Consider the following 21,555-nt stretch of genomic DNA (forward strand, 5'->3'; position numbering starts at 1 on the left):
CCGCTCCGCACGGCGTCACTCGGTGCGCAGCCCGTCCGGGCGCATCATGCGGACCAGGGCGGGAAGGCTGAGCGCGGTCACCAGCAGGACGACGGCCGCGCTGACGCCGGTCATGGCGGCCACGTCGGCCCAGTCGACGGTGACGTTCGCGCCGACGATGCGGAGCAGCACCGCCCCCAGGGTCAGCCCCACCACGCACGCGAGGGCGAGGCCGAGCCCGACGGGGAGGGCGGTCTGCCAGAGCACCGACAGGCTGAGGGTGCTGCGCCGGGTGCCGAAGGCCACCAGGGTGGACAGCAGTTTCCGGCGCTCGCGCAACTGCTCCAGCTGGGAGACGAGCAGACTCGCGCCGATCAGCAGCAGGACGCAGCAGCTGCCGACGAACACGCCGGTGCGGATCGAGGAGTAGCGCGCGGACCGGGTGTGGGTGACGTACTCGTGGGCGTCGGCCAGCGGGTCGACCGCCGCCGCCGTGTTACGCACGATCTCGGGCGCGTCGGGGACCGAGCGGTTCAGCGAGACGTAGACCCGCCCCGTGACCGCCCGGGCGGCGGCCGCGGGGAGGGCCGCGGGGGTGACGAGGACGCCGCCGCGCTCGTAGCCGCTGGGATCGGCGCGGGTGCGGGCCTTCTTCAGGCCGGGCGGCAGGCGCCAGGCGATGGCGAGTCCCGCCGAGTCGGCGTAGCCCGGGTCCACGTACATCACACGCCCGGGCTTCGCCGCGCGGACGGTGTCCTCGTCGTACGAGCGGTCCTGGACGACGAAGACGTCGCCGTCGCGGCAGGCGGAGAACCTGGCGACCTCGCGCAGCGCGTCGCAGGTGCCCACGGTCAGTTCGAGGTACCGCTCGGGCTCCCGGGTGCGTTCGCCGAGTGCCCCCACGGACAGCGGGGTCGCCCGGGAGACGGCGTCGCCGGCGGTGAGGCGCCGGGCGGCGTCGGCGGGGGAGTCGCCCGCCGGGAGGTACACCTCCATCTGGGCCCGGGAGAGGTCGTTGCCGGTATCGCGGGTGTACGAGCCTTCGACGCCCGCGAAGAGCATGTGGAGCGCGATCGCACCGGCGACGGCGACGGCGATGCCGTTCACGGTGCGGGCCGCGGTGCCGCTGTTCAGCTGGAGCCTGCGGACCGCGAGCTGCCAGGAGGGCGCACCGGTGCCGAGACGGCCGACGGCCGCCTCGACGATCCACGGCAGCAGCGCCGTGACGCCCATCAGCAGTAGCACGGTGCCGCCGACCACCAGCCCCTGGTTGAAGTTCCCGCGGTTCCGGCCCTGTCCGACCATCGGGGACAGGAGGGCGATCCCGCCCGGCGGCAGCAGCAGCCGCCACCACAGGCGGCGGTGCGGTGGCCTCGTCGTGCGCACGACACCGAGCGGCTCGATGACCACGCCGCGCAGCGCCAGCAGGGTCACGGCCACCGAGGCGGCCGGGACGGCGACGGCGACCAGGGCGGTGAGCACGGGTGCGGGCGTGAGGTCGCCCGGGAAGACGCTGACGCGATAGAGGCTGACCCGGCCCGCGAGGACGCGGCCGGCCGCGAAGAGCACGGCACCGACGGCGAGTCCGCACAGGGCGCCGGCGAGGGCCTCGCCGGCGGCGACGCGTCGCGTGGCCGCCGCGTCCGCGCCGAGCAGGCGCAGCGCGGCGAGCCTGCGGTCGCGGCGGTCCCCGCCGAATCGGACGGCGGCGGCGATGAACACGCCGACCGGCATGAGCAGCGCCACGAAGACGATGAGCACGAGCAGCACGAGGACGGGGTCGGTCGTGCCGCCCCGGTCGACGGAGCCGAAGGCGTGGATGCGTTCGACGCGGACGGTCCGCTCGGCCGCGGCGCCGACGGCAAGCCCCTTGGTGCCCGCGTAGTAGGCGAGGTCGTCCGGTCCGACGAGCCCGTCCCGGCCGATGGTGCCGGTGATGCGGTACGGCAGCCGCTCGCTCAGCAGCCTTCCCTCCGGCGCGGCGAGCAGCCGCCGCAGGGCGGGGGAGGCCACCATCGTCCCGCGCCCGGGCAGCCTGCCGACGCCCGGCGGCAGCGGCGGCCGCGGTCCCTCCGGCTGCAGCAGGCGGCCCCGCACCTCCTGGTCGCGGTAGGTGGTGTCGACCGTGGCGATCAGCATGGTGTCCTCGGCCCGGTGCTCGGCGAGCGAGGTGTACGTCATGTCGTTGCGGGCGCGTTCCCGGTCGTGACGCTGCGTCAGCGCGTTCGGCAGGGCGGCCGCGAGCAGCAGCAGGGCCACGCCCAGGCCGACGCCGACGGCGGTCAGGAGCGTACGCACCCAGGCCTCGCGCCCGCCGGTGACGGCGAACCGGACGCCCATCGCCAGGTCCTGGATCCCGCTCCGGCGGATGCCGCGGGGGGAGTCGCCGGGCCTCATGCCGCGCGTGCCGTGTCGCGGGCCTTCCCGTCGCGTACGACCACCTCGCGGTCGGAGTACGCGGCCACCCTGGCTTCGTGGGTGACCAGGACGACCGCGGCGTCGGTGTCGCGGGCGGCATCGGTGAGCAACCGCATCACGCGTTCGCCGTTGAGGGAGTCCAGCGCGCCGGTGGGTTCGTCGGCGAACAGCACACGGGGGGCGGTCACCAGAGCGCGTGCGACGGCGACCCGCTGCCCCTGTCCTCCGGAGATCGCCCCGGGGCGTTGCGCCGCGACGTCGTCGACCTCGAGCCGGCGCAGCCATTCCAGGGCGGTGCGCGCGGCCTCCCTGCGGGAGGTGCCGTTCAGCCGCAGCGGGAGCGCCACGTTCTCCGCGCAGGTGAGTTCGGGGACGAGCTGCCCGAACTGGAAGACGAAGCCGAAATCGCCCCGGCGCAGCGCGCTGCGCCGGGCGTCGTTCATCGCGGACAGCTCGTCTCCGCGGTAGGTGATGGTGCCGGAGTCGGGGACGACGATTCCGGCGAGGCAGTGCAGCAGGGTGGACTTGCCGGAGCCGGAGGGGCCCATCACGGCGACGACCTCACCGGCGCGTATCGAGAAGCCGGCCCCGTCCAGCGCGGGTGTCGAGCCGTAGCTCTTGCACAGGCCGTCGGCGACGAGCAGGGGCTCGGCGGCCGTCATGCGCTCAGCTCCCGGGCGAGCCTGTCCAGGCGCGCCGCGGTCAACTCCAGCCACTGCAGGTCTGCTTCCAGGTGGAACAGGGCGTGGTCGCAGATCAACTGGTCGGCCAGGTCCCCGGTGCGCTTGCGTTCCGTCAGGTCGCGCATCAGCCGCAGGTGCTCGGCGCGCTGCACGTCGAGGATGTCGGCTGCGTCGCGTCGGGTGAGCAGGGCGAGGACGACCTTGGTGTAGAGCGTCGACTGCAGGTACGGCTCGGGCTTCTCCGGGGTCGCGAGCCACCGCGCGACATCGGTGACGCCCGCCTCGGTGATCGCGTACCGCTTGCGTTCGGGCCCCTCGCCGGGCTCTATCGCCTCCACCTCGACCAGTCCGTGCTTCAGCAGCCGCGACATCGTGGAGTAGACCTGCCCGTAGTGCAGAGGGCGGTCGTGGCCGAATCGCTCATCGAAGGCCCGCTTGAGGTCGTAGCCGTGACGCGGTCCGGATTCGAGGAGGCCGAGGAGGGTGTGACCGATGGACATGCGCGTCAATATACACATGGCGTATACACCCCATGTTGACGCGGTTCACGGGGCGCCGGCGGGGAGCACCCCCGATATGAATAACATGTATACCCTATGTGTATAGTCGCGGTCATGCGATTCATCCGGCCTCGACGCCCCCTGCCCGCCCGACATGACGCCTCCTCCGCCCGGACCGTCCGCAGATGGGCGGCGCTTCCGGTGGCCGGGCTGGCGATCGCGCTCGCCCTCACCGGGTGCACCCGCGTCGAGACCACCTCCCCCGACACCGTGCGGCAGGAGGCCGGCAAGACCGGCAAGGGCGACTTCGGCAGCGTCGACTGCCGGAAGGCCAAGTGCATCGCGCTCACCTTCGACGCGGGACCGAGCAAGAACACCGCGCGGCTGCTCGACGTCCTCAAGGACAAGCAGGTGCCCGCGACCTTCTTCCTGCTCGGCAAGAACCACGTCGAGCGCTACCCGGACATGGTCAAGCGCATGGTGGCCGAGGGGCACGAGGTGGCCAGCCACACCTGGTCGCACAAGATCCTCACGGAGATCGACCCCAAGGAGATACGTGAGGAGCTGAGCCGCCCCGACGACGCGATAGAGCGGATCACGGGCCGCCGTCCCACCCTCATGCGCCCGCCGCAGGGACGCACCAACGACACCGTCCAGGGGATCGCACGCGAGATGGGCCTCTCCGAGGTGCTGTGGAGCGTCACCGCCAAGGACTACGAGACGAACGACCCCGACGTGATCACCAAGCGCGTCCTGGATCAGGCCGACCGCGACGGCATCATCCTGCTCCACGACGTCGTCCCCGGCCCTGACGCCAAGGGCTACCGGGGCACCCTGCGGGCCGTGCCCGGGATCATCGACGCGCTCAAGCGGCGGGGCTTCACCTTCGTCACCGTTCCGCAGCTGCTCGCGCCGGGCACCCCGCAGCCCGGGACCGTCTACCGCCCCTGACCGGATCCGAGGGGCATACGGCCGGAAGGACGTGGCCGCGACGCCGCCGCCCGGGCCACCGTGGGTGACGGGAGCCGGACCGCGTGGCGGGAGTGAGAGATGAGCGACACCCACCCTTCCGGGGCCGCCGACCTCCCGGCCGGCCCGGCGCGGGCCGGCGGACGGGGTGCGCGCCCCGACGGGATCCCCTCCGGGCGTCACGACGCCGTAGACGTCTGGCTGGTCGGGCTGCGCCATCGCGCCGGTTCGGGGGTGCTCGTCCACCACTACTACGTGGTCACCGGGGCGGTCGGCGGCGTCGACGCGCTGCGCCGCGCCCGCTGGTGGGCGGCGCAACCCGCGGAGCGCCGGCTGCGCGGCGACGCGGCGGTCGACGGGACCTGGGCGGAGGTGCGCCGGCTGACAGGGGACGCCCTCGGCCGGTTCCGCCTCGCCGCACGGGCGGGCTGACCGCGGTGCCGCCCCTCACCCGCCGGTCCCCGGCCCCGGGCCCACCAGCAGCAGGGCGATGTCGTCCCGGCCGCCCGAGGTCCGCTGCGCCTCCCGCAGGAGTTCGTCGGCCAGGTCGTCCAGTGACCCGGCGGTATCGGCACCTCCGCCGCCCGGTACTCCGCGGCGACGTCCACCCCGAGCAGGAGGCCCGGCGGGACGTCGAGGACCTCGGTACGGCCCGACCGGTGGCGCAGCAGCGCGGGCAGGTGGCCGGCGCTCGCCAGCAGCGCGCGGTGCCCGGGCACGTCGAGCTGGGCGTACAGGCAGCTGGTGACAGGCCGTCGGCCCCGAGGACGGGCATGATCTGCTCGGGGACGGACGCCGCCACGTCCCGGACGCCGACCGCCTCGGTGAGCGACGAGGCGATGTACAGCAGTCGGTACAGGGCGCCCGCGCGGGTCGGCGCGGTCCCGGAGGGAGTGGTGGGCGGAAGCCGGTTGCCCGCCGGGGCGGGGGCGGTCCGCAGGCGGATGCTGATCCCGGTGGTGTCGGGGTAGAGCCGGAAGGACAGCCAGTCGTCCGGGGGGCGCAGCGCGGTGAAGTCCGTGGGGAGCCGGCTGAAAAGGGCGGCCAGGTAGGGGTCTTCGTAGGCGGGGTCGATCAGCCAGGGCAGGGACTCCCAGAGGCGGGTGCGCATCAGCTGACGCTTGTCGCGGCCGAGCAGCTCGGCGGCCCTGCTGTTGAGGAAGGTCACCCGCCCCTCCAGATCCAGCGCGAGCACGCCCTCGTTCAGGCGCTCCGCCAGGTCCGCCGCCTGGGCCTCGGCGGACGGCACGGGAGGCGGGGGGTCCGGCGCGAGCACCCGGGGCACGGCGCCCGGCCGCAACGGCCGCCCCCGGGCCGCGGCCTGGGTCAGCAGCCCGCCCATCCGGTCCGCGGCGCGGGTGACCGCGGCCCGTTCGTCCGGGGAGAGCCGCTCGGGACGGGTGTCGGGCCACAGCAGTTGCAGCACGCCCGACACCGTGGTGCCGGTGTGGAGCGGGACGACGTACATCGCCAACCGGTACGGCAGGGCGAAGGCCGTGCGCGGGAACCGGCGGGCGAGTTCGTCGTGGCCGTGCACCCAGACCGGATGCCCTTCGCCCGCCACGACGGAGACGGGGGCCGGGGTCGCGAGCGCCAGCCGGGACCACGGCCGCACCGCGCCCGCGGACAGACCCGTCACCACCGCCAGTCGCAGCGCCTGGGCGTTCGGCACGAGCAGGAACACCCCGGCGGCGTGGGACCCGGTGATTCCCGCCACTTCCGCCAGAACGCGGTCGAGTGCGGCCTCCTCCTGCGGCGCGGCGCCCGGCGCCGCGCTTGCGCCCATCACCCACCGGCCCCGCGCGGTGTCCAACGGGCCGTTCGCCGCCGGGGAACGCCGTTTCGGCGCGGCCGGGGCGCTCCCATATGTGGACGATAGACCCCTCCGACAGGTGCGGGCATCTCGGCCGGGCCCGGATCCGGGCCGGAGCCGGTGGAGCGACACTGGTTTAAAGTTGAAACCACCCGAATCCGAGGAGACCCCCGTATGCAGTCGGCCGCACTGGACGCACCCGTGATCGTCACGCCCGCGGACGCGCCCCCGGACGCCCCCACCGACGCGTCGTCGCGGCCCGCGCACGCCGCCGCCGGGAACGGCGGGGGCCCCCGGCGTGCGACGCGCATCGGGCTGATGTCGGTCTCCCTCGGCACGGCGGGCCTGGGCGGACTCTGGCAGTCCGCAGCGGCGACGGTGGACGCGCCCCTCGGCGTCAGCGACGTCCTGTTCGTGGTCAGCGCCCTGGTGTGGGTGGTGCTGCTGGCGCAGTACCTGCGGCACGGCGGGACGCGTTGGCGCAATGTGGTCGACGACCTCCACCACCCCGGTCAGGGCTTCGCCCTCGCCTACGTCCCTATCGTCGGCATGCTGGCCACCGGTCACTTCGCCCGCTTCGGTGTCGACGGCGCCCGCTGGTCGTACGCGCTGTTCGCGCTCGCCTCGGCCGTCATCGCGGCCCGGTTGCTCGCCCACTGGGTGAGCGGCGGCCTGGGCGCCGCCCCGCTCCACCCCGGCTACCTGCTGCCGGTGGTCTCCGGACCCTTCATCGCCAGCACCACCGCCACCGCGGTCCGGCTCCCCGACGCGGCGGCCGCCGCCTTCGCGGTCGGCGTCCTGTACTGGCTCGCCTTCGGCACCGTCGTCCTGGGCCGCCTCGTCGCCGGCGGCCTGCCCGGACACGCCCGCCCCACGCTGACCGTCCTGACGATCCCGCCCGCCGTGGGCGGCCTCGCCTGGACCGCCGCCCACGGCGGCCGGGTCGACCCCGTCGGCCAGGGTTTCGCCGGGCTGGTGCTCTTCACCGTCCTGATCGTGCTGTTCCTCGTGCCGCACGTGCGCCAGGACGGGTTCCACGTCGGCTACTGGGTCTTCTCCTTCCCCGCGGCCGCCACGGGCAACTTCCTCGTCCGCTGGCTGCACGGCGCCGGCGTCCCGGGTGGGCAGGGCCTGACCTGGCTGGTGGTCGCCCTGGTCAGCGGCGCGTTCCTCGTCCTGTACGCGGCGACCGTGCGGTACGCCGTCCGCGCCGCCGGCCGGCACCGGGCCGTCGCGGCGGAGGGGTAGCGACGGCGGCCGGCCCGCGGCAGGGCCAGGTGAAGGGCACCTGGCTGTCGAGGAAGCGGGCGACGTGGGCGCAGAAGAGCCGCGGGTACGAGAAGAGCGCCCCGTGGCCCGCGTCCGGAAAGACGGCGAGCTGTGCGTGCGGGACGTGCTGCGCCAGATCCACGAGTTGACCGTCGGGACCATGATGTCGTTCCGGCCGTTCACGACGAGCGTGGGACGGGTGATCTGCCGCAACTCGGTGAACCGTTCGCCCCGCGCGGTGTTCCGGTCGGCCCGCAGCGCGCGTTGTGCCCGGACGCTCTCCGGCCCCGACTCGGCGTCGGCGTCGGCGTCCGCGCGTGGCGACGCTCCCAGAACTCGCGTCCGGCCCTTCGGCCGCCGGGGGCGTTGTGCGTACCGCGTCCTGTGGACGTTGTCCGGCGATGCGCGGTTCGCCTCACAAGCCACCGGCGGCGGAGGGGCCCAGGCTCACCGAACGGTGGCCAGCACCTCGTTGAAGGCCTCGGTCGAGCTCGGGTGCGTGTAGATGGCGTCGCGCAGCTCGCTCGCCGTGACCCCGTGGCGCATCGCCAACGCGACGGTGTTGACCAGCTCCTGCGAGTCCACGCCGAACAGGGCCGCACCGAGCACCCGGTCCGTCGCCGTGTCGAGGACGAACTTCATCAGCCCCCGCGTCTCCCCGACGATCTTCGCCCGGGGCATCGCGGCGATCTCGGCGACCGCCTTCTCCGCGACCCCGACGGCGTACCCCTGCTCGCGCGCCTGCTGCTCGGTGAGGCCGACGCGGGAGAGCGGGGGCGTCGTGAAGACCGTGTACGGCACGGCCTCGCGGTCCCGGGTCGTGCGCGTGCCGGAGCCGGTCAGCTGGTCGCCCACGATCCGGCTGTCGTCGAGCGAGATGTAGGTGTACTGCGGCCCGCCGTTGACGTCCCCGACGGCGAAGACGTGCGGCTGGCTGGTGCGCAGGTACTCGTCCACGGCGATCGCGCCCGACTCCGTGGTACGGATCTCCGCTGCCTCGAGGCCGAGCCCCGCCGTGGCGGGCCTGCGTCCGGTCGCGACCAGGACGGCGTCGGCGTCGGCCGTCAGGTCCCGGCCGTCGACGCGGTAGTGCACGGTGGCGTGGTCCGCCGCGTCCGTGACACCGGTGACCGCCGCCCCCGTCACCAGGGTGACTCCCTCGTCGGCCAGGACGGCGGCCACGGCGCCCGCGACGTCCTCGTCCTCCCGCGGCAGCACCCGTGCCCCCGCCTCCAGGACGGTCACCTCGGTGCCGAACGCGCGGTACATCCCGGCGAACTCCAGACCCAGGTAGCCCGCGCCGAGGATCACCATGCGGGCCGGACGCCTCGGGTCGCGCACCAGGTCGGTGCTGGTGCGCGTGTACGCGCTGGTGCGCAGCCCCGGTACGTCGGGCACGACCGGTTCCGCACCGGTGTTGACGACGACGGTGTCCGCGGTGACGAGCAGCCGGTCGGTGCCCGCGCTCACCTCCACGGTCTTCGGGTCGGCGAACCGGGCACGGCCCGTGATGACCGTGACCGAGTCGACGGAGTCGAGCATCTCGAAGTTCTTCGCGCGGAGCGCGTCCGTCAGCCGGGTCGTGCTGTGCACAGCGTCACGGAACCCCGCCTCCGGCGGATCGTCCGGGCGGCGGGCGCCGGCGTGGTGGATCAGCGCCTTGGTCGGTACGCACCCCACGTTGACGCAGGTGCCGCCGTACATCGAGTCCGACTGCTCGACGATGGCGACGCGCCGGCCGAGGCGGCCCATCCGCCCCGCCAGGGTCTTGCCGCCCTTGCCGAATCCGATCACGAGGAGATCGACATGCATGGTTTCCATGGCCCCCACCTTGCTGTCCCTGAGGCGAGATGCCAAGATCAGTCAGTACCGATTTCTATCGAGAAAGTCTCATGGACACCCTGAGTCGTGTGGTCCACCTCGCCCGGTTGCGGGGCAGCGTAGACATCCGCTGCCTGATCGCCGGGAGCCACACCCTGGACAACCCCGCGGGCGGGACCGGCAGCTCGCCCTTCCATCTGCTGCTGGAAGGCGAGTGCACCCTCGAACTGCCCGGCCGGAGCATCGACCTGCGGGCAGGCGACATGGTGCTCCTGCCACGCGGCACCGCGCACCGCGTCCACACGCACGGGACCGGCCCGGCCGTGTCCGTCGAACACCGTGACGTCGGCCCGTACGCCCTGGTGAGCGGGACCGCGCCGGGCGACGATGCGGCGCCCGTCGACCTGTTCTGCGGTCACTACACATGGGAGCCGGGCGCGGGCCAAGTGCTGATGGGCATGCTGCCCGAAGTGCTGCACGTCCCGCTCGGCGCCGGTGCGGGCAGCCCCCTCGCGCTGCTCAGCGCCTTCATGCGCGACGAGGCCCGCACCGCGGGCCCGGGCACGCAGGCCGTCCTCGACTCCCTCTGCGACGTGCTGCTGACACTGGCCCTGCGCGGGGTGTCCGGCGTGAACCGGGTGGCGTGGCTCGCCTCCACCCGCGGCGTCGTGCGGACCGTCACCGACGCCGTCCTGCGCGACCCCGCCCACGACTGGGGCATCGAGAAGTTCGCCGCGCTCAACTCCATGTCGAGGGCCACCTTCATCCGGCACTTCGGCCGCGAGACCGGGCTGAACGCCGGGGAGTTCCTGATGCGGCTGCGCATGCTCCTCGCCGCGGAGCTCCTCACACAGACCGAGCAGCCGGTCGCCTCCGTGGCCGCCGCCGTCGGATACGCCTCGGAATCCGCCTTCGGCCGTGCCTTCCGCATCGCGGCGGGCGACACCCCCGCCCGGCTTCGCCGAGCGGCGCGTCAGGGCGTGCCCGGCGAGGAGGCCTCCGTCCTGCGCCTGCGCGCCGCGAACGGCGCGGACACATCCGGGCCGTGACCGCTCAGCGGCGCCGCCGCAGACGGCGTACCCACCCGCTCGGCCGCCGCGCGGAGCGGGCGGCGGCACGGGCCGGTAGGGCCAGCCGGGCCGGGCGCCACGGATCGTCCGGCGACTCCAGGGGCAGCTTGCGCCCGGCCTGGGTCCGGATCTCCTGGTGCGCCTCGTAGGACGTGACGCGGAACGCCTCCTCGTAGGAGGCCAGCGCGGCGGCGACCGCGTGCCCGGCGACGCCGCGGCGCCGGATCACCCGCGCCAGCCAGGCGAACACACCCATGATCACGGCCAGTACGGCCGCCAGGACCAGACAGCCCAGCAGGTCATTCACGCACCACACCTTACGTCGGCCCTCCTCGCGGGCGCGTCGGTGCCAACGGCTCGCTTTATCGGCCGATAAAGTCCGTCGAAGCGGGCTTCGAACGGGCCCGGGGCAGGGCAGAGCCGTGGAGGGAGGGCCAAAGATGCTGGCGGTGGACGTACGGCAGGCGCTGCGCGACGGGCGCACCGTCGAGGAGAGCGCGGCCCGGGCCTGGCGCTTCTCGGCCCGGACGGTCGACCAGCACGGGGACTTCCTGCTGGCGTTCGTCGACGGAGGGGTCTGCGTCGGCGCGTTCGAGATCCGCGGCAGCCGCGCCGACGACGGCAGCGGCGGGAAGTACCTGTTCGACCTGGCACCCGCAGGGCGCTTCCGCTGGGCACTGGGCCGCAGGCTTCCGCTGCCCCCGGGGCGCAATCCGGCCCGTATCCTCACGGGGCAGCACCTGCGCCAGTTCCTTGACGCGGAACCCCGCCGCGCCTTTGGAACAGGCCAGGACTGAAGCAGCGAAGGAGCCCACCGCCGCATGGCCAGCACGTCCGATCCCGTCGACGCCCTCCTGAAGTCGGGGCCGCGGCGGACCCGTCTGCCCGAGCCCGCCGAACGCGCCCGGCTGCGTACCGAGTACGGCCTGACCCAGGTCGAGGTCGCCGAGGCGCTCGACGTGACCCGGACGACCGTGGCCGGCTGGGAGGCCGGGCGCAGCGAGCCGCAGGGTGCCACCCGCGCCGCGTACGCCAAGCTGCTGGACGGCATCGCCGCTCAACTCGATGCCCCGCCCGAGCCCGCCCCCGTCGCGGCCGTCGCGGCCGTCGCGCCCGAGCCCGTCACCGAGCCCGCCGCCCCCGTGCGAACGGCGCCCGCCCGCGCGCGGAAGGAGACGGCGCCCGTTCGGAAGGAGACGGCGCCCGCCCCCGCCACGGCGGATCCGCGTTTCGCCAACGGCCCGCTCGCCGTGCTGGACGGTGACGGCGCCGCCTACTGCGCCGGCGGCCTGGTGCTCTCGTGCCCGGCGACCGACGTACCGTCGCTCGTCGCCTGGACGCTCGCCGAGGCGAAGCTCGGTGCGCCGCGGCTGCACCGCAACGGCAAGGACGCCGATCCGCTGATCGTCCTGACCGCTCCGGCCGCCGAACGCCTGGGCCTGCCCGCCGTCCTGGAGGACCGCCGGGCCCTGCGCCTGCCCGCGGACCACAAGGCCGTCCGGCAGATCGCCCGCGCCAAGTGGCAGCTCACCCGCCGCGGCTTCGGCCCGTGGGCCCGCGTCTACCGCCCCGCGCAGGACGGCAGGCGCCAGTGCGTACAGCTCGCCGTCCTGCCCTGGGGCGCGCTCGACACCCGTTCCTGGGGCGGTGCGGAACACCTGCCGCCCCCCGAACTGGCCCGACTGCTCGCGGACTACGCGCACCGCGTCCTCACCCCGCGCGGCTCGACCGCGGTGAGCGGCCTCGAACTCATGACGGCCCTGCGCCCACCGACCCGGGCGGTCAAGGACCACGCGACCGGAGCGTGGGTCTCCGGGCCGAACCCCGGCGCCCTCACACGGCCCGTGGACCCGGCGCCCCCCGAGGCGCCCGACGAACACCCCGTCGTGGCCTCACGGTTCGCGCGCGGGCACCGCCGCACCCCGGAGGAGGTCCTCGACGAGGAGGCCTTCGAATGGATCCGGGACCCGCAACTGCTCACCGACGACGAGTGCGCCAGGAAGTACGCGGTCGGGATCGACGTCAACATGGCGTTCGCCGCAGCCGCGAACCGGCTGAACGTCGGCCTGGGCGCCGCCGTCCACGTCCGCGCCCCGGAGTTCGACAAGGCGCTGCCCGGCTCCTGGCTCGTCGACCTCTCGCACATCGACCTCGACCCGCGCCTGCCGAACCCGTTCACCCCGGACGGCGCCCGGCCCGAGGGCCCCGCCTGGTACGCGACGCCCACCGTGGCCTACGCCGCCGAACTCGGCCACGTGGTGCGCCCGGTCGAGGCGTACGTCCGCCCCGAGCACGGCGCGTACCTCGACGCCTGGTACGGCAGGCTGCGCGACGCGTACATGGCCACCATGGCCGAACTCGGCGTCGTCCCCGGCATGCCGGAGGCCGACTTCCTCGCCGCGATGGAGCACCACAAGGAGGCCGACCCGTCCCGCGCGGCACTGCTCTCGGCCGTCAAGGCCACCGTCAAAGGCGGCATCGGCAAGCTCCGCGAGCGACCCCAGGGTGCCGGGTACCGTCCGGGGGAGCGCTGGGCCGCCCTCGACCGCCCCACATGGCGCCCCGACATCCGTGCCGCGGTCATCGCCACCGCGCGGGTCAACATGCACCGCAAGATGGTCAGGTTCGCCGCCGCGGGCCTCTTCCCGGTGGCCGTGCTGTCCGACTGCGCCGTCTACCTGTCCGACGGCCCGGGCCCGCTGGACTTCCTGCCGCGCACACCGGAGGGCCGACCGCTGCAGGGTGGTTTCCGGCTCGGCGTCTCGCCGGGGATGGTCAAGCACGAAGGCACCCAGTCCCTGATGTGGGCCGTGGAGCTGCTCGAGGACGGACACAACCCCGCCCGCCACATCAAGGGCGGCGACGCCGCACTCGACGGAGAGTAGGAGACCCTCGGTGGGCATGCTCGGCGACGGCCTCGACAAGGCCACGGAGAAGACCTTCACGCGGCCCGTGCCGAAGTCGGCGCAGGCCCAGATGCGGTTCCTGGTCAAGCAGGAGAAGGGCACCAGGGCCGTGGCCGCACTGCTCGGCGTCTCGCAGCGCACCGTCGAGCGCTACCTGGCCGGACGGCTCAAACGCCCCCGCAAGGACCTTGCCGCCCGCCTCGAGAACGAGGTCCGCAGGCGGTGGCAGCCCCGTGTCCGCGAGCGCGCCAGGCAGCGCGCGGCCACCACCGGCGGCATCGTCATCGAGACCCGCGCCCGCTTCGGCTTCACGGCCGCCCCGGGCTCCACGGACGACGCCCGCCTCCGCCTGGTCACACAGGCGCTGCCCCCCGACTACGCGGCCCGCCTCTTCGCCGCCCAGTCCGCGGGCGCCGGCGAGGACCGCCTGCGCGCCATCGCGGCGGAGGGCCTTCAGGAGATCTACTTCCAGGACCGCGGCCGCCGCGCCCAGGGACTGCAGGTCGACTTCACCGACATCGACTACGTCGAGTTCGAGTTCTGAGCCCGGCCGCCGTGTCGGCCCTCGACGGCCTCGGCGATGCGCAGGGCTGCCTCGGCGGGCGTCAGGTGCGTGGTGTCGACGACCTCGGCCTCGTCGTGCAGCCAGGTACGGGCCGCCTCGGCGTAGGGCCCGAGGTGCTCGAGGCGGAACGTGGAGGGCCCGAGGACGGTGTCCCTCTCGATGCGCCCCCGGAGGGTCTCCTGGTCGGCGTGGAGGACGAAGTGCCGCACCGGGATGGCGTGTTCGGCGAGACCCGTGCTGATCTCGCGCCAGTACCGCTCGACCAGGACCGTCATGGGCATCACGAGGGTGCCGCCGGTGTAGTCGAGGACCCGGCGGGCGGTCTCGACGACGAGCGGCCGCCATGGCGGCCAGTGCTGGAAGTTGCCCGTCTCGGGCAGTCCCGGTGTGATGTCCATGAGCGTCTCGCCGACCTTCTCGGCGTCGAGTACCCGTGAATCCGGGATCAGCCGCTGTACGAACGCACTGGTCGTCGTCTTGCCCGCGCCGTGGGTGCCGTTGAGCCATACGATCATGAACCTCGACGCTAGCGCCGTTCAGCCCGTGGGAACAAGCACGGGCGAGGCGCCTCCGCGACCGGAGCGCCCGGGCACAGGACGTAGGCCAGCTGCAGCGCGGCACCCTGATCGCGGGCGGCCAGGGCGACCACCTGGGCACGGGTGAGATCGGGCCGTTCGGCGAGTGCTTCGGCGAGTTCGCCGTCCGCCGTCGCGATCAGCCGGTCGACCGACGCGCGGGGCAGCGAGGGATTGCCGGCCAGGCCGAGCAGGACGTCACTCACGGGCCACCATCGTGCCGGAATCCCCGCCGGTCGGCGCGGCGATTTCCCACGGGTGCGCCGTCGGTGCGGGGGCCCGGCCGGTCCGGAGACCGTGATGGCTGCCGACGGCTCGTTCTCTGCCTTCGTGCTCTCGTTCGTGGGGCGTCCGGCATCGCCGGACCGGCTCCTCCCGGAACCGGAGGACTCGGCGTCACACCGTCATCGAGAAGCGCCGGCACACGTGCACCCGGCTGAACTCCGCACGCAGGCGGGCCTCGTCCGCCAGCTCGGCGTGCAGGAAGGCGCCCATGAGCCGCAGACCGGGGCGGGGGGTGAGGATCGCGCGGTCCGGTTCGCCGGGGGCGGTGTAGCGGTGGGCGTACACGTGCAGGTAATGGTCGCTCTCCGTGAAGCCCATGGCGCGGTACCAGGCCAGGGTGCCGGGGTCGTCGCGGGTCCAGGCGTCGAGAGTCCTCGCGCCCCGTTCGCGGACCTCGGCGCGGGTGCGCCGCAGGAGGGCGCGGCCGAGGCCGCGGTGCTGATGGTCGGGGTGGACGGCGACGGTGTCGATGGTCGCCAGGGCGGTGCCGCCGGCGTCGACGGCGGTGTCAATGATGGCGACGACCGCCCCCGACCCGTCGACTGCGACGAGTTCCAGACCCGGGGCCGGGATCGGCGGCTTGGCGCGGTCGACGTCGTCGTAGTAGGCGGTGCCCAGGAACGAGAGCACCCTGCAGCGCAGCCAGGAGAGCTCGTCGGCCGGGGTGTACTCACGCAGCGTGTAGCTCACGTCGCAGAACCTCGCGTGCCGTCGGCGGATGACGGATGACGGATGTGATGCTCCCGGCGCCGGACGCCGCCGCGCAAGGCGGTTTCGCCGCTCGATGCGCCGTCCCCGCCGCACGGCGGTGCGACGGGGACGGGGACGAGAAAGGAGCGTGTTACTTCCGTCAGGCGCGGTGGTACTGAACCGGGGTGCTGACCTTCCCGCCCAGCGCGGATGCCGCGTGGCGCGCCCAGTACGGGTCGCGCAGCAGCTCGCGGCCGAGAAGGACCGCGTCGGCCCTGCCGGAGCCGACGATGGCCTGCGCCTGGTCCGGCTCGGTGATGAGACCGACGGCCGCGACGGGCATACCGGTCTCGTTGCGGACGCGCTCGGCGAACGGGACCTGGTAGTCGGGAGCGACGGCGATCTTGGCGTTCGGCGCGTTGCCGCCCGTGGAGACGTCCATCAGGTCCACGCCCCGGGCCTGCAGCTCCTTGGCGAGGCGGACGGTGTCGTCGGCGGTCCAGCCCTCCCGGTCGTCGTCGGCGTTCTCGCTCAGCCAGTCGGTCGCGGAGATGCGGAAGAAGACCGGCAGGTCCTGCGGCCACACCGCGCGGACGGCGTCGACGATCTCCAGCGCGAAACGGGTGCGGCCCTCGAAGTCCCCGCCGTAGCCGTCGGTGCGGTGGTTGCTGTGCGGGGAAAGGAACTGATTGATGAGGTATCCGTGGGCCCCGTGGATCTCGGCGACCTGGAACCCGGCGTCCAGGGCGCGCCGGGCGGCGTCGGCGAAGTCCGCCACGATCCGGGCGATCTGCTCGGTGCCGAGTTCCTCCGGCGTGGTGGAGCCGGTGTCGAACGGGACGGCGCTGGGGCCGGCCGGCGTCCAGCCGTGCGGCTCGCCGGGGGCGATGGGGGCGCCGCGGTCGACCCAGGTCCGCTCGGTGGAGGCCTTGCGCCCGGCGTGGGCGAGCTGGATGCCGGCCACGGTCCCCTGGGACTTCAGGAACGCGGTGATCCGCCGGAAGGCGTCGACCTGGGTGTCGTTCCAGATGCCGAGGTCGTACGGGCTGATCCGGCCGTCGGGGCTGACCGCGGTGGCCTCGGTGATGATGAGGCCGGTGCCGCCTGCCGCCCGCGCCGCGAGGTGCGTGAAGTGCCAGTCGTTCGGCACGCCCGCCTGCTCGCCGTCCGGCGCCGCGCTGTACTGGCACATGGCGGCCATCCAGATCCGGTTCGGAACGGTCAGGGACCGGAGGGTGAGGGGATCGAACAGAGTGGTGGTCACGAAGCTGTCTCCTCTGGGGGCGGACGGGGCCGGGCCGCGCGGCGACGAGTCGGCGTCTCATTCATGCGCCTGCGCCCTACAGGCTCAATCAATAATTGCACACGCGGATTAATTCCCGTAACGGGGTCGGTCACCGGCATTCGCATGACGCAGGTATCAAGCGTTTGCATTAGTCAGCGTCTGCAAGTAATCTCGGTGCCGCAAGGCGCCGGGCAGGGTGCAGACCCCGTCCGACGCACCTCCGGCCGATGCCGGATCCCGGCGCGCCGGAGGCGATCCCCCTCGCGAACCGGCCCCGCGGACGGACACCGCACCCCGCACACCGCCCCCGCACACCGTCGTCGAAAGGCACCATCATGTCGCTCAAGGAACTCATCCCCGGCCGCCTCGGCTTCGGTACCGCCCCCCTCGGCAACATGTTCCGCGCCATCCCCGAGGAGGAGGTGAGCGCCACCCTGGAGGCCGCCTGGGACCAGGGCGTCCGCTTCTACGACACGGCCCCCTTCTACGGCGCGGGCCTCGCGGAGCTTCGGCTCGGCGAGCTGCTCTCGCAGAAACCCCGCGACTCGTTCGTACTGGCCAGCAAGGTGGGCCGCGTCATCCTGGACGAGCCCGAGCCGGGCGCCCGCGACCTCGGCGAGAAGGGCGGCCTGTTCGAGCACGGGCGTCCGAACGCGATGCTCCACGAGTGGACCGCCGACGCCACGGAGCGGTCGATCGAGGGCAGCCTGAAGCGCCTCGGCGTCGACCGCCTGGACATCGTCTGGGTGCACGACATCGCCCAGGACTTTCACGGCGACCTGTGGCTGAACAAATTCGAGGAGGCCCGCACCGGCGCCTTCCGCGTGCTGTCCCGGCTCCGCGACGAAGGCGTCATCAAGGCCTGGGGCCTCGGTGTGAACCGGGTCGAACCCATCGAGCTGACGCTGGACCTGGACGAGCCGCAGCCCGACGGGTTCCTGCTTGCGGGCCGCTACACCCTGCTGGACCACGCGCGCCCGCTGGAGCGGTTGCTGCCCAAGGCGCAGGAGCAGGGCGTCGGCATGGTCGTCGGCGGTCCCTACAGCTCCGGGGTCCTCGCCGGCGGCACCCACTTCGAGTACCAGGACGCGCCCCCGGAGGTCGTCGAGCGCGTACGGCGCATCAAGGAGATCGCGGCACGCCACGGGGTGAGCGTCAAGGCCGCTGCCCTGCAGTTCTCCCTCGCGCACCCGGTGGCCGTCGCGGCCGTCCCCGGCGCCACCAAGCCGGGCCGGATCGCCGAGGACATCGCAGCGCTCCACGAGGACGTCCCGGCCGCGTTCTGGACCGATCTGCGCGCCTCCGGCCTCGTCAGCCCCGCCGCGCCGCTCCCGAACGGCGCCTGAACCGCCCCCGGTCCCGTCACCCCGCCCCGTCACCCCGCCCCCAGCCAAGGAGGAAGACCATGGCGTCCACTTCGGTCAGCCGTGTCGTACCCGCATCGCCCGAACGCGTCTGGAGCCTGATCGGCGGCTTCCACGGGCTGCCTGACTGGCTCCCGTTCATCCCGGAGAGCAGCCCCCTGGAGGGCGGGCGGGCGCGCAGGCTCCGCACACCCGAGGGTGACGTGATCGTCGAGCGCATGGTGGCCTTCAGTGAAGCCGAGCGCCACTACGCGTACGCGATCCTGGAAGCGCCCTTCCCCGTGAGCGGGTACGTCTCCGACCTGCGTGTCCATGCCGTGCCCGGTAGGCCGGAGGTCGCCGAGGTCGTGTGGAGCGGCCGGTTCGTCCCTGACGGGGCCGGCGAGGCGGAGGTGGTCGAGCTGTTCACCGGCATCTACCGCGACGGCCTCGAAGCGCTCCACGGCACGCTCACCGGCTGAACCCGCGGCGGCGCTCCCCTTGCCACGTCCCGTGGTGGGGGGAGCGCCGCCGCGTCGTGCCGCCGTGAGCCGCCTCAGGGGGTGGGGCCGATGGTGACCTTCACGTTCTTCATCAGCGGCTGGTCGCTCTGGCTGCTGTAGTCGTTGGCGGCGATGAGCACGTTCATCTCCGGCATGTAGCCGGCCGCGCAGCCGCGGGGCATGTCGTAGGGCAGCGCGCGGTAGCCGGTGAGGGCCCGCCTGCTGCCGTCCTTCGCCGTCGCCGTGATGTCGACGAGCGTGCCCGGCCCGATGTCCCGGGCGCGCATGTCGGCCGGGTTCATCAGGACGAGGGTGCGCAGGTTCCGCACGCCGCGGTAGCGGTCGTCGTCCGAGTAGATCGTGGTGTTCCACTGGTCGTGGGAGCGCATGGTCTGCAGTACGAGCATCCCGTCGGGTGGCACCACGTCCGGCAGCGGCGCGCTGGAGAACTCGGCCCGCCCGGAAGGGGTGAAGAAGACCAGTTCCCGCGCGGGCTGACGGATCCGGAAGCCCAGCGGGAGCCGGACGCGGCGGTTGAAGTCCTCGAACCCGTCGAGGACCCGGGCCATGGTGTCGCGGATCCGGTCGTAGTCCTCGACGTAGTGCTCCCACGGCGTGGAACTGCCGGGGAGGGCGGCGCGGGCCATGCCCGCGATGATGGCGGGCTCGGAGAGCAGGTGCGACGACGCGGGCCGCTTCATCCCCACGGACAGGTGGACCATGCTCATGGAGTCCTCGACGGACGTGGCCTGCAGACCGCGCCGCTGCTCGTCCTTCTCGGTACGGCCCAGGCACGGCAGGATCAGCGCCTGTTCGCCGTGGACGAGGTGGCTGCGGTTGAGTTTGGTGCTCACCTGCACGGTCAGCGCGCACTTGGCGAGTCCCCGGGCGGTGTACGGGGTGTCGGGCGCCGCGAGAGCGAAGTTGCCGCCCATACCGACGAACACCTTGACCCTGCCCTCGTGCATGGCGGCGATGGTGCCCACCGTGTCCATCCCGTGCTCCCGCGGCGGGTCGATGCCGCAGACCGCGCCGAGCCGGTCCAGGAAGGCCTCGGTCGGCCGGTGGTCGATGCCGCACGTACGGTTGCCCTGGACGTTGCTGTGGCCGCGTACGGGGGAGGGGCCGGCGCCCTCGCGTCCCAGGTTGCCGCGGAGCAGCAGGACGTTGACGATCTCGCGGACGGTGTCGACTCCGTGCTCGTGCTGGCTCACACCCAGGCACCAGCTGATCAGGGTGCGGTCCGAGCGCGAGTAGACGGCCGCGGCCTTGAGGATGTCGGCGCGGGTCAGCCCGGACTGGCGCTCCAGTTCCTCCCAGGGCGTGGCCTCGCACAGGGCACGGTACTCCTCGAACCCGTGGGTGTACCGCTCGATGAACTCCCGGTCCAGCGCCTTGGGGTCGCCGGCCGACTGCTCCAGCACGGCCTTGGCGATGCCCCGCATCAGCGCCATGTCGCCGCCGGAGCGCACCTGCAGATCGAGCGTGCCGGTCCGGGTCGACTTGAACAGGGCCATGTCCGTGACCTCGTGCGGCACGATCGTCCGGGTGGCCGCGGCCTCGATCAACGGGTTGACGTGCACGATCTGGGCGCCGCGACGGTAGGCGTCGGCGAGGGCGGTCAGCATCCGCGGCGCGTTCGAGGCCGCGTTGACGCCCATGATGAACAGGGCCTCGGCGGACTCCCAGTCCTTGAGGTCGGCGGTGCCCTTGCCGGTGCCGAGGGCCGCCTGCAGCGCCCGGCCCGATGCCTCGTGGCACATGTTGGAGCAGTCCGGCAGGTTGTTCGTGCCGAACTCCCGGGCCATCAGCTGGTAGAGGAAGGTCGCCTCGTTGCCGAGCCTGCCGGAGGTGTAGAAGGAGGCCTCGTGCGGGCTGTCCAGGGCGCGCAGTTCACGGCCGACGAGATCGAAGGCGGCCTGCCAGGAGATGGGCACGTAGTGGTCCGTGCCTGGGTCGTACACCATGGGCTCGGTGAGCCGGCCCTGGTCCTCCAGCGCGAAGTCGGTCCAGGTCGACAGCTCGGTGACGGTGTGGGCGGCGAAGAACTCCCGCGTCACCCGCTTGGGCGTCATCTCCCAGGTCACGTGCTTGATGCCGTTCTCGCAGATGTCGAGCTTGAGGCCCTTGGTGTCGTCGGGCCATGCGCATCCGGGACAGTCGAAGCCGCCGTTCTCGTGGTTCATCTTGAAGATCGCCCGGGGTCCGTCGACCAGCGCACGCTCCTTCAGCAGCACCCGGGTCACGCTCTTGGCGGCGCCCCAGCCGGCGGCCGGGTGGTGGTAGCCGTGCTGGGACGGCTGCTTGCCGTCGGTGGGGCCCTCACCGCCGGTCGGCGGTACCTCGGGCCGGCCGTCGCCGGGTGCCGTCGGCTCGTTCACGCCCTGGACGCTCATTCCGACCACCTTCGGAGCAAATGTGGCATTTGAGGATGATCATTATCCTATGGGGGTGGAGGGGCGCTGTCCTCCCCGGGCGGGCACCGGGACGGCGGACAGGCCGCCGGCCCGGCGGCGCCCTGGACGGTGAGGTGAGGGAAGCCATGGACGACACCCCTGCGAACGGCTGGCCGCTGACCGGCGCGCGACCCGGCCAGATCGTGGTGATCGCGCGCTGGACGCCCGCGCCCGGCAGCCACGAGGAGATCCGCGCCACGCTCGCCGATCTCGTGGAAGCCTCCCGGGCGGAGCCGGGATGCCTGGGCTACCGGGCCTTCCATCCCGACGGTCCCGGCCGTGGCGACATCGTGCTGGTCGAGCGCTACACCGACCGGGAGGCCCTGGACGCGCACCGCGGCAGCGCCCACTTCCGGAGCCTGGCGCTGGAGCGGATCGTCCCGCTGCTGCTGGACCGCCAGGCGGTCGTGACGACGGTCTCCTGA

Annotated in this window: 20 protein-coding genes and 1 pseudogene; 9 read left to right on the top strand and 12 right to left on the bottom strand. The window is 73.2% G+C overall.

Features of this window, described 5'->3' with window-relative positions; translation table 11 throughout:
- Positions 1 to 15 precede the first annotated feature (15 nt).
- The 3 genes from B085_RS0137635 to B085_RS0137645 are packed head-to-tail and all read right to left on the bottom strand — an operon-like array spanning position 16 to position 3,580.
- On the bottom strand, positions 16 to 2,376 hold the full coding sequence (locus B085_RS0137635) for an ABC transporter permease (RefSeq protein ID WP_018563763.1): 2,361 nt from the start codon (positions 2,374 to 2,376) through the stop codon (positions 16 to 18).
- Entirely contained in the window at positions 2,373 to 3,059 is a 687-nt protein-coding gene (locus tag B085_RS0137640; RefSeq protein ID WP_018563764.1) for an ABC transporter ATP-binding protein, read from the bottom strand. Before B085_RS0137640 ends, B085_RS0137635 begins: the two co-directional genes overlap by 4 nt.
- On the bottom strand, positions 3,056 to 3,580 hold the full coding sequence (locus tag B085_RS0137645) for a PadR family transcriptional regulator (RefSeq protein ID WP_018563765.1): 525 nt from the start codon (positions 3,578 to 3,580) through the stop codon (positions 3,056 to 3,058). Before B085_RS0137645 ends, B085_RS0137640 begins: the two co-directional genes overlap by 4 nt.
- 114 nt (positions 3,581 to 3,694) lie before the next feature.
- Here B085_RS0137645 and B085_RS0137650 point away from each other — a divergent pair, with 114 nt between their 5' ends.
- Positions 3,695 to 4,531, top strand: coding sequence for a polysaccharide deacetylase family protein (locus B085_RS0137650; RefSeq protein ID WP_078620242.1), 837 nt, complete (start codon positions 3,695 to 3,697; stop codon positions 4,529 to 4,531).
- A gap of 269 nt (positions 4,532 to 4,800) precedes the next feature.
- Here the strand turns inward: B085_RS0137650 and B085_RS51270 are convergent, their stop codons facing one another.
- Both B085_RS51270 and B085_RS51780 read right to left on the bottom strand, forming a co-directional pair.
- Positions 4,801 to 5,268, bottom strand: coding sequence for a SpoIIE family protein phosphatase (locus B085_RS51270; protein ID WP_234018741.1), 468 nt, complete (start codon positions 5,266 to 5,268; stop codon positions 4,801 to 4,803).
- 257 nt (positions 5,269 to 5,525) lie between these two features.
- Positions 5,526 to 6,335, bottom strand: a pseudogene (locus B085_RS51780) (GAF domain-containing protein); the annotation flags it as partial.
- 201 nt (positions 6,336 to 6,536) lie between these two features.
- Here B085_RS51780 and B085_RS0137665 point away from each other — a divergent pair.
- The gene (locus B085_RS0137665) at positions 6,537 to 7,610 is read left to right on the top strand and encodes a hypothetical protein (protein WP_018563769.1); all 1,074 of its coding nucleotides are present in this window, start codon (positions 6,537 to 6,539) and stop codon (positions 7,608 to 7,610) included.
- Between the two features lie 468 nt (positions 7,611 to 8,078).
- Here B085_RS0137665 and B085_RS0137675 read toward each other — a convergent pair whose 3' ends face one another.
- Positions 8,079 to 9,452 (bottom strand): FAD-dependent oxidoreductase, encoded by a 1,374-nt coding sequence (locus tag B085_RS0137675; protein ID WP_018563770.1) that lies wholly within the window; start codon positions 9,450 to 9,452, stop codon positions 8,079 to 8,081.
- A 71-nt stretch (positions 9,453 to 9,523) separates the two neighbouring features.
- On the opposite strand from B085_RS0137675, the gene B085_RS45045 reads away from it, so the two are divergent.
- Positions 9,524 to 10,501 (top strand): AraC family transcriptional regulator, encoded by a 978-nt coding sequence (locus B085_RS45045; protein ID WP_018563771.1) that lies wholly within the window; start codon positions 9,524 to 9,526, stop codon positions 10,499 to 10,501.
- A 4-nt stretch (positions 10,502 to 10,505) separates the two neighbouring features.
- Here the strand turns inward: B085_RS45045 and B085_RS0137685 are convergent, their stop codons facing one another.
- Positions 10,506 to 10,829, bottom strand: a complete 324-nt coding sequence (locus tag B085_RS0137685) for a hypothetical protein (protein WP_018563772.1) — start codon at positions 10,827 to 10,829, stop codon at positions 10,506 to 10,508.
- A gap of 133 nt (positions 10,830 to 10,962) precedes the next feature.
- Here B085_RS0137685 and B085_RS0137690 point away from each other — a divergent pair, with 133 nt between their 5' ends.
- From B085_RS0137690 to tpg, 3 genes are read left to right on the top strand one after another with little or no spacing between them, the layout of a single operon-like run.
- A complete protein-coding gene (locus B085_RS0137690) occupies positions 10,963 to 11,319 on the top strand; it encodes a hypothetical protein (protein WP_018563773.1) in 357 nt (118 codons plus the stop codon).
- Between the two features lie 24 nt (positions 11,320 to 11,343).
- Complete coding sequence (gene tap / locus B085_RS0137695; protein WP_018563774.1) at positions 11,344 to 13,407, top strand: telomere-associated protein Tap; 2,064 nt, start codon at positions 11,344 to 11,346, stop codon at positions 13,405 to 13,407.
- A 16-nt stretch (positions 13,408 to 13,423) separates the two neighbouring features.
- Positions 13,424 to 13,972, top strand: a complete 549-nt coding sequence (gene tpg / locus B085_RS0137700; RefSeq protein WP_018563775.1) for a telomere-protecting terminal protein Tpg — start codon at positions 13,424 to 13,426, stop codon at positions 13,970 to 13,972.
- On the opposite strand, the gene B085_RS0137705 is transcribed toward tpg, so the two are convergent.
- The 4 genes from B085_RS0137705 to B085_RS0137720 all read right to left on the bottom strand — a co-directional run bounded on the left by B085_RS0137705 (position 13,951) and on the right by B085_RS0137720 (position 16,807).
- Positions 13,951 to 14,508 (bottom strand): AAA family ATPase, encoded by a 558-nt coding sequence (locus tag B085_RS0137705; RefSeq protein WP_018563776.1) that lies wholly within the window; start codon positions 14,506 to 14,508, stop codon positions 13,951 to 13,953. The two genes, tpg and B085_RS0137705, sit on opposite strands and share 22 nt — an antisense overlap.
- A gap of 11 nt (positions 14,509 to 14,519) precedes the next feature.
- Positions 14,520 to 14,774 carry a hypothetical protein gene (locus B085_RS0137710; protein WP_018563777.1) on the bottom strand — a complete coding sequence of 85 codons (255 nt, stop codon included), beginning with the start codon at positions 14,772 to 14,774 and terminating at the stop codon, positions 14,520 to 14,522.
- A 190-nt stretch (positions 14,775 to 14,964) separates the two neighbouring features.
- Complete coding sequence (locus tag B085_RS0137715) at positions 14,965 to 15,543, bottom strand: GNAT family N-acetyltransferase (protein ID WP_018563778.1); 579 nt, start codon at positions 15,541 to 15,543, stop codon at positions 14,965 to 14,967.
- Between the two features lie 160 nt (positions 15,544 to 15,703).
- Positions 15,704 to 16,807: an NADH:flavin oxidoreductase/NADH oxidase gene (locus tag B085_RS0137720; RefSeq protein WP_018563779.1), complete on the bottom strand. Its 1,104-nt coding sequence runs from the start codon at positions 16,805 to 16,807 to the stop codon at positions 15,704 to 15,706.
- Positions 16,808 to 17,163: 356 nt separating this feature from the next.
- On the opposite strand from B085_RS0137720, the gene B085_RS0137725 reads away from it, so the two are divergent.
- Both B085_RS0137725 and B085_RS0137730 read left to right on the top strand, forming a co-directional pair.
- Complete coding sequence (locus B085_RS0137725; RefSeq protein WP_018563780.1) at positions 17,164 to 18,174, top strand: aldo/keto reductase; 1,011 nt, start codon at positions 17,164 to 17,166, stop codon at positions 18,172 to 18,174.
- Positions 18,175 to 18,233: 59 nt separating this feature from the next.
- Positions 18,234 to 18,653: an SRPBCC family protein gene (locus tag B085_RS0137730; RefSeq protein WP_018563781.1), complete on the top strand. Its 420-nt coding sequence runs from the start codon at positions 18,234 to 18,236 to the stop codon at positions 18,651 to 18,653.
- A gap of 74 nt (positions 18,654 to 18,727) precedes the next feature.
- Here the strand turns inward: B085_RS0137730 and B085_RS0137735 are convergent, their stop codons facing one another.
- Positions 18,728 to 21,070, bottom strand: a complete 2,343-nt coding sequence (locus B085_RS0137735) for an FdhF/YdeP family oxidoreductase (protein ID WP_018563782.1) — start codon at positions 21,068 to 21,070, stop codon at positions 18,728 to 18,730.
- Between the two features lie 146 nt (positions 21,071 to 21,216).
- Between B085_RS0137735 and B085_RS0137740 the strand changes: the two genes are divergently transcribed.
- Positions 21,217 to 21,555 (top strand): putative quinol monooxygenase, encoded by a 339-nt coding sequence (locus tag B085_RS0137740; RefSeq protein WP_018563783.1) that lies wholly within the window; start codon positions 21,217 to 21,219, stop codon positions 21,553 to 21,555.

It is taken from the genome of Streptomyces sp. BoleA5 (genome assembly GCF_000373665.1).
Classification (GTDB): Bacteria; Actinomycetota; Actinomycetes; order Streptomycetales; family Streptomycetaceae; genus Actinacidiphila.

What these genes read in the sequence shown, in the direction of transcription:
- B085_RS0137635 (WP_018563763.1), bottom strand. Translation starts at nt 2,376, where the DNA reads ATGAGGCCCGGCGACTCCCCCCGCGGCATCCGCCGGAGCGGGATCCAG.
- B085_RS0137640 (WP_018563764.1), bottom strand. Translation starts at nt 3,059, where the DNA reads ATGACGGCCGCCGAGCCCCTGCTCGTCGCCGACGGCCTGTGCAAGAGC.
- B085_RS0137645 (WP_018563765.1), bottom strand. Translation starts at nt 3,580, where the DNA reads ATGTCCATCGGTCACACCCTCCTCGGCCTCCTCGAATCCGGACCGCGT.
- B085_RS0137650 (WP_078620242.1), top strand. Translation starts at nt 3,695, where the DNA reads ATGCGATTCATCCGGCCTCGACGCCCCCTGCCCGCCCGACATGACGCC.
- B085_RS0137665 (WP_018563769.1), top strand. Translation starts at nt 6,537, where the DNA reads ATGCAGTCGGCCGCACTGGACGCACCCGTGATCGTCACGCCCGCGGAC.
- B085_RS0137675 (WP_018563770.1), bottom strand. Translation starts at nt 9,452, where the DNA reads ATGGAAACCATGCATGTCGATCTCCTCGTGATCGGATTCGGCAAGGGC.
- B085_RS45045 (WP_018563771.1), top strand. Translation starts at nt 9,524, where the DNA reads ATGGACACCCTGAGTCGTGTGGTCCACCTCGCCCGGTTGCGGGGCAGC.
- B085_RS0137690 (WP_018563773.1), top strand. Translation starts at nt 10,963, where the DNA reads ATGCTGGCGGTGGACGTACGGCAGGCGCTGCGCGACGGGCGCACCGTC.
- tap (WP_018563774.1), top strand. Translation starts at nt 11,344, where the DNA reads ATGGCCAGCACGTCCGATCCCGTCGACGCCCTCCTGAAGTCGGGGCCG.
- tpg (WP_018563775.1), top strand. Translation starts at nt 13,424, where the DNA reads ATGCTCGGCGACGGCCTCGACAAGGCCACGGAGAAGACCTTCACGCGG.
- B085_RS0137705 (WP_018563776.1), bottom strand. Translation starts at nt 14,508, where the DNA reads ATGATCGTATGGCTCAACGGCACCCACGGCGCGGGCAAGACGACGACC.
- B085_RS0137725 (WP_018563780.1), top strand. Translation starts at nt 17,164, where the DNA reads ATGTCGCTCAAGGAACTCATCCCCGGCCGCCTCGGCTTCGGTACCGCC.
- B085_RS0137730 (WP_018563781.1), top strand. Translation starts at nt 18,234, where the DNA reads ATGGCGTCCACTTCGGTCAGCCGTGTCGTACCCGCATCGCCCGAACGC.
- B085_RS0137735 (WP_018563782.1), bottom strand. Translation starts at nt 21,070, where the DNA reads ATGAGCGTCCAGGGCGTGAACGAGCCGACGGCACCCGGCGACGGCCGG.
- B085_RS0137740 (WP_018563783.1), top strand. Translation starts at nt 21,217, where the DNA reads ATGGACGACACCCCTGCGAACGGCTGGCCGCTGACCGGCGCGCGACCC.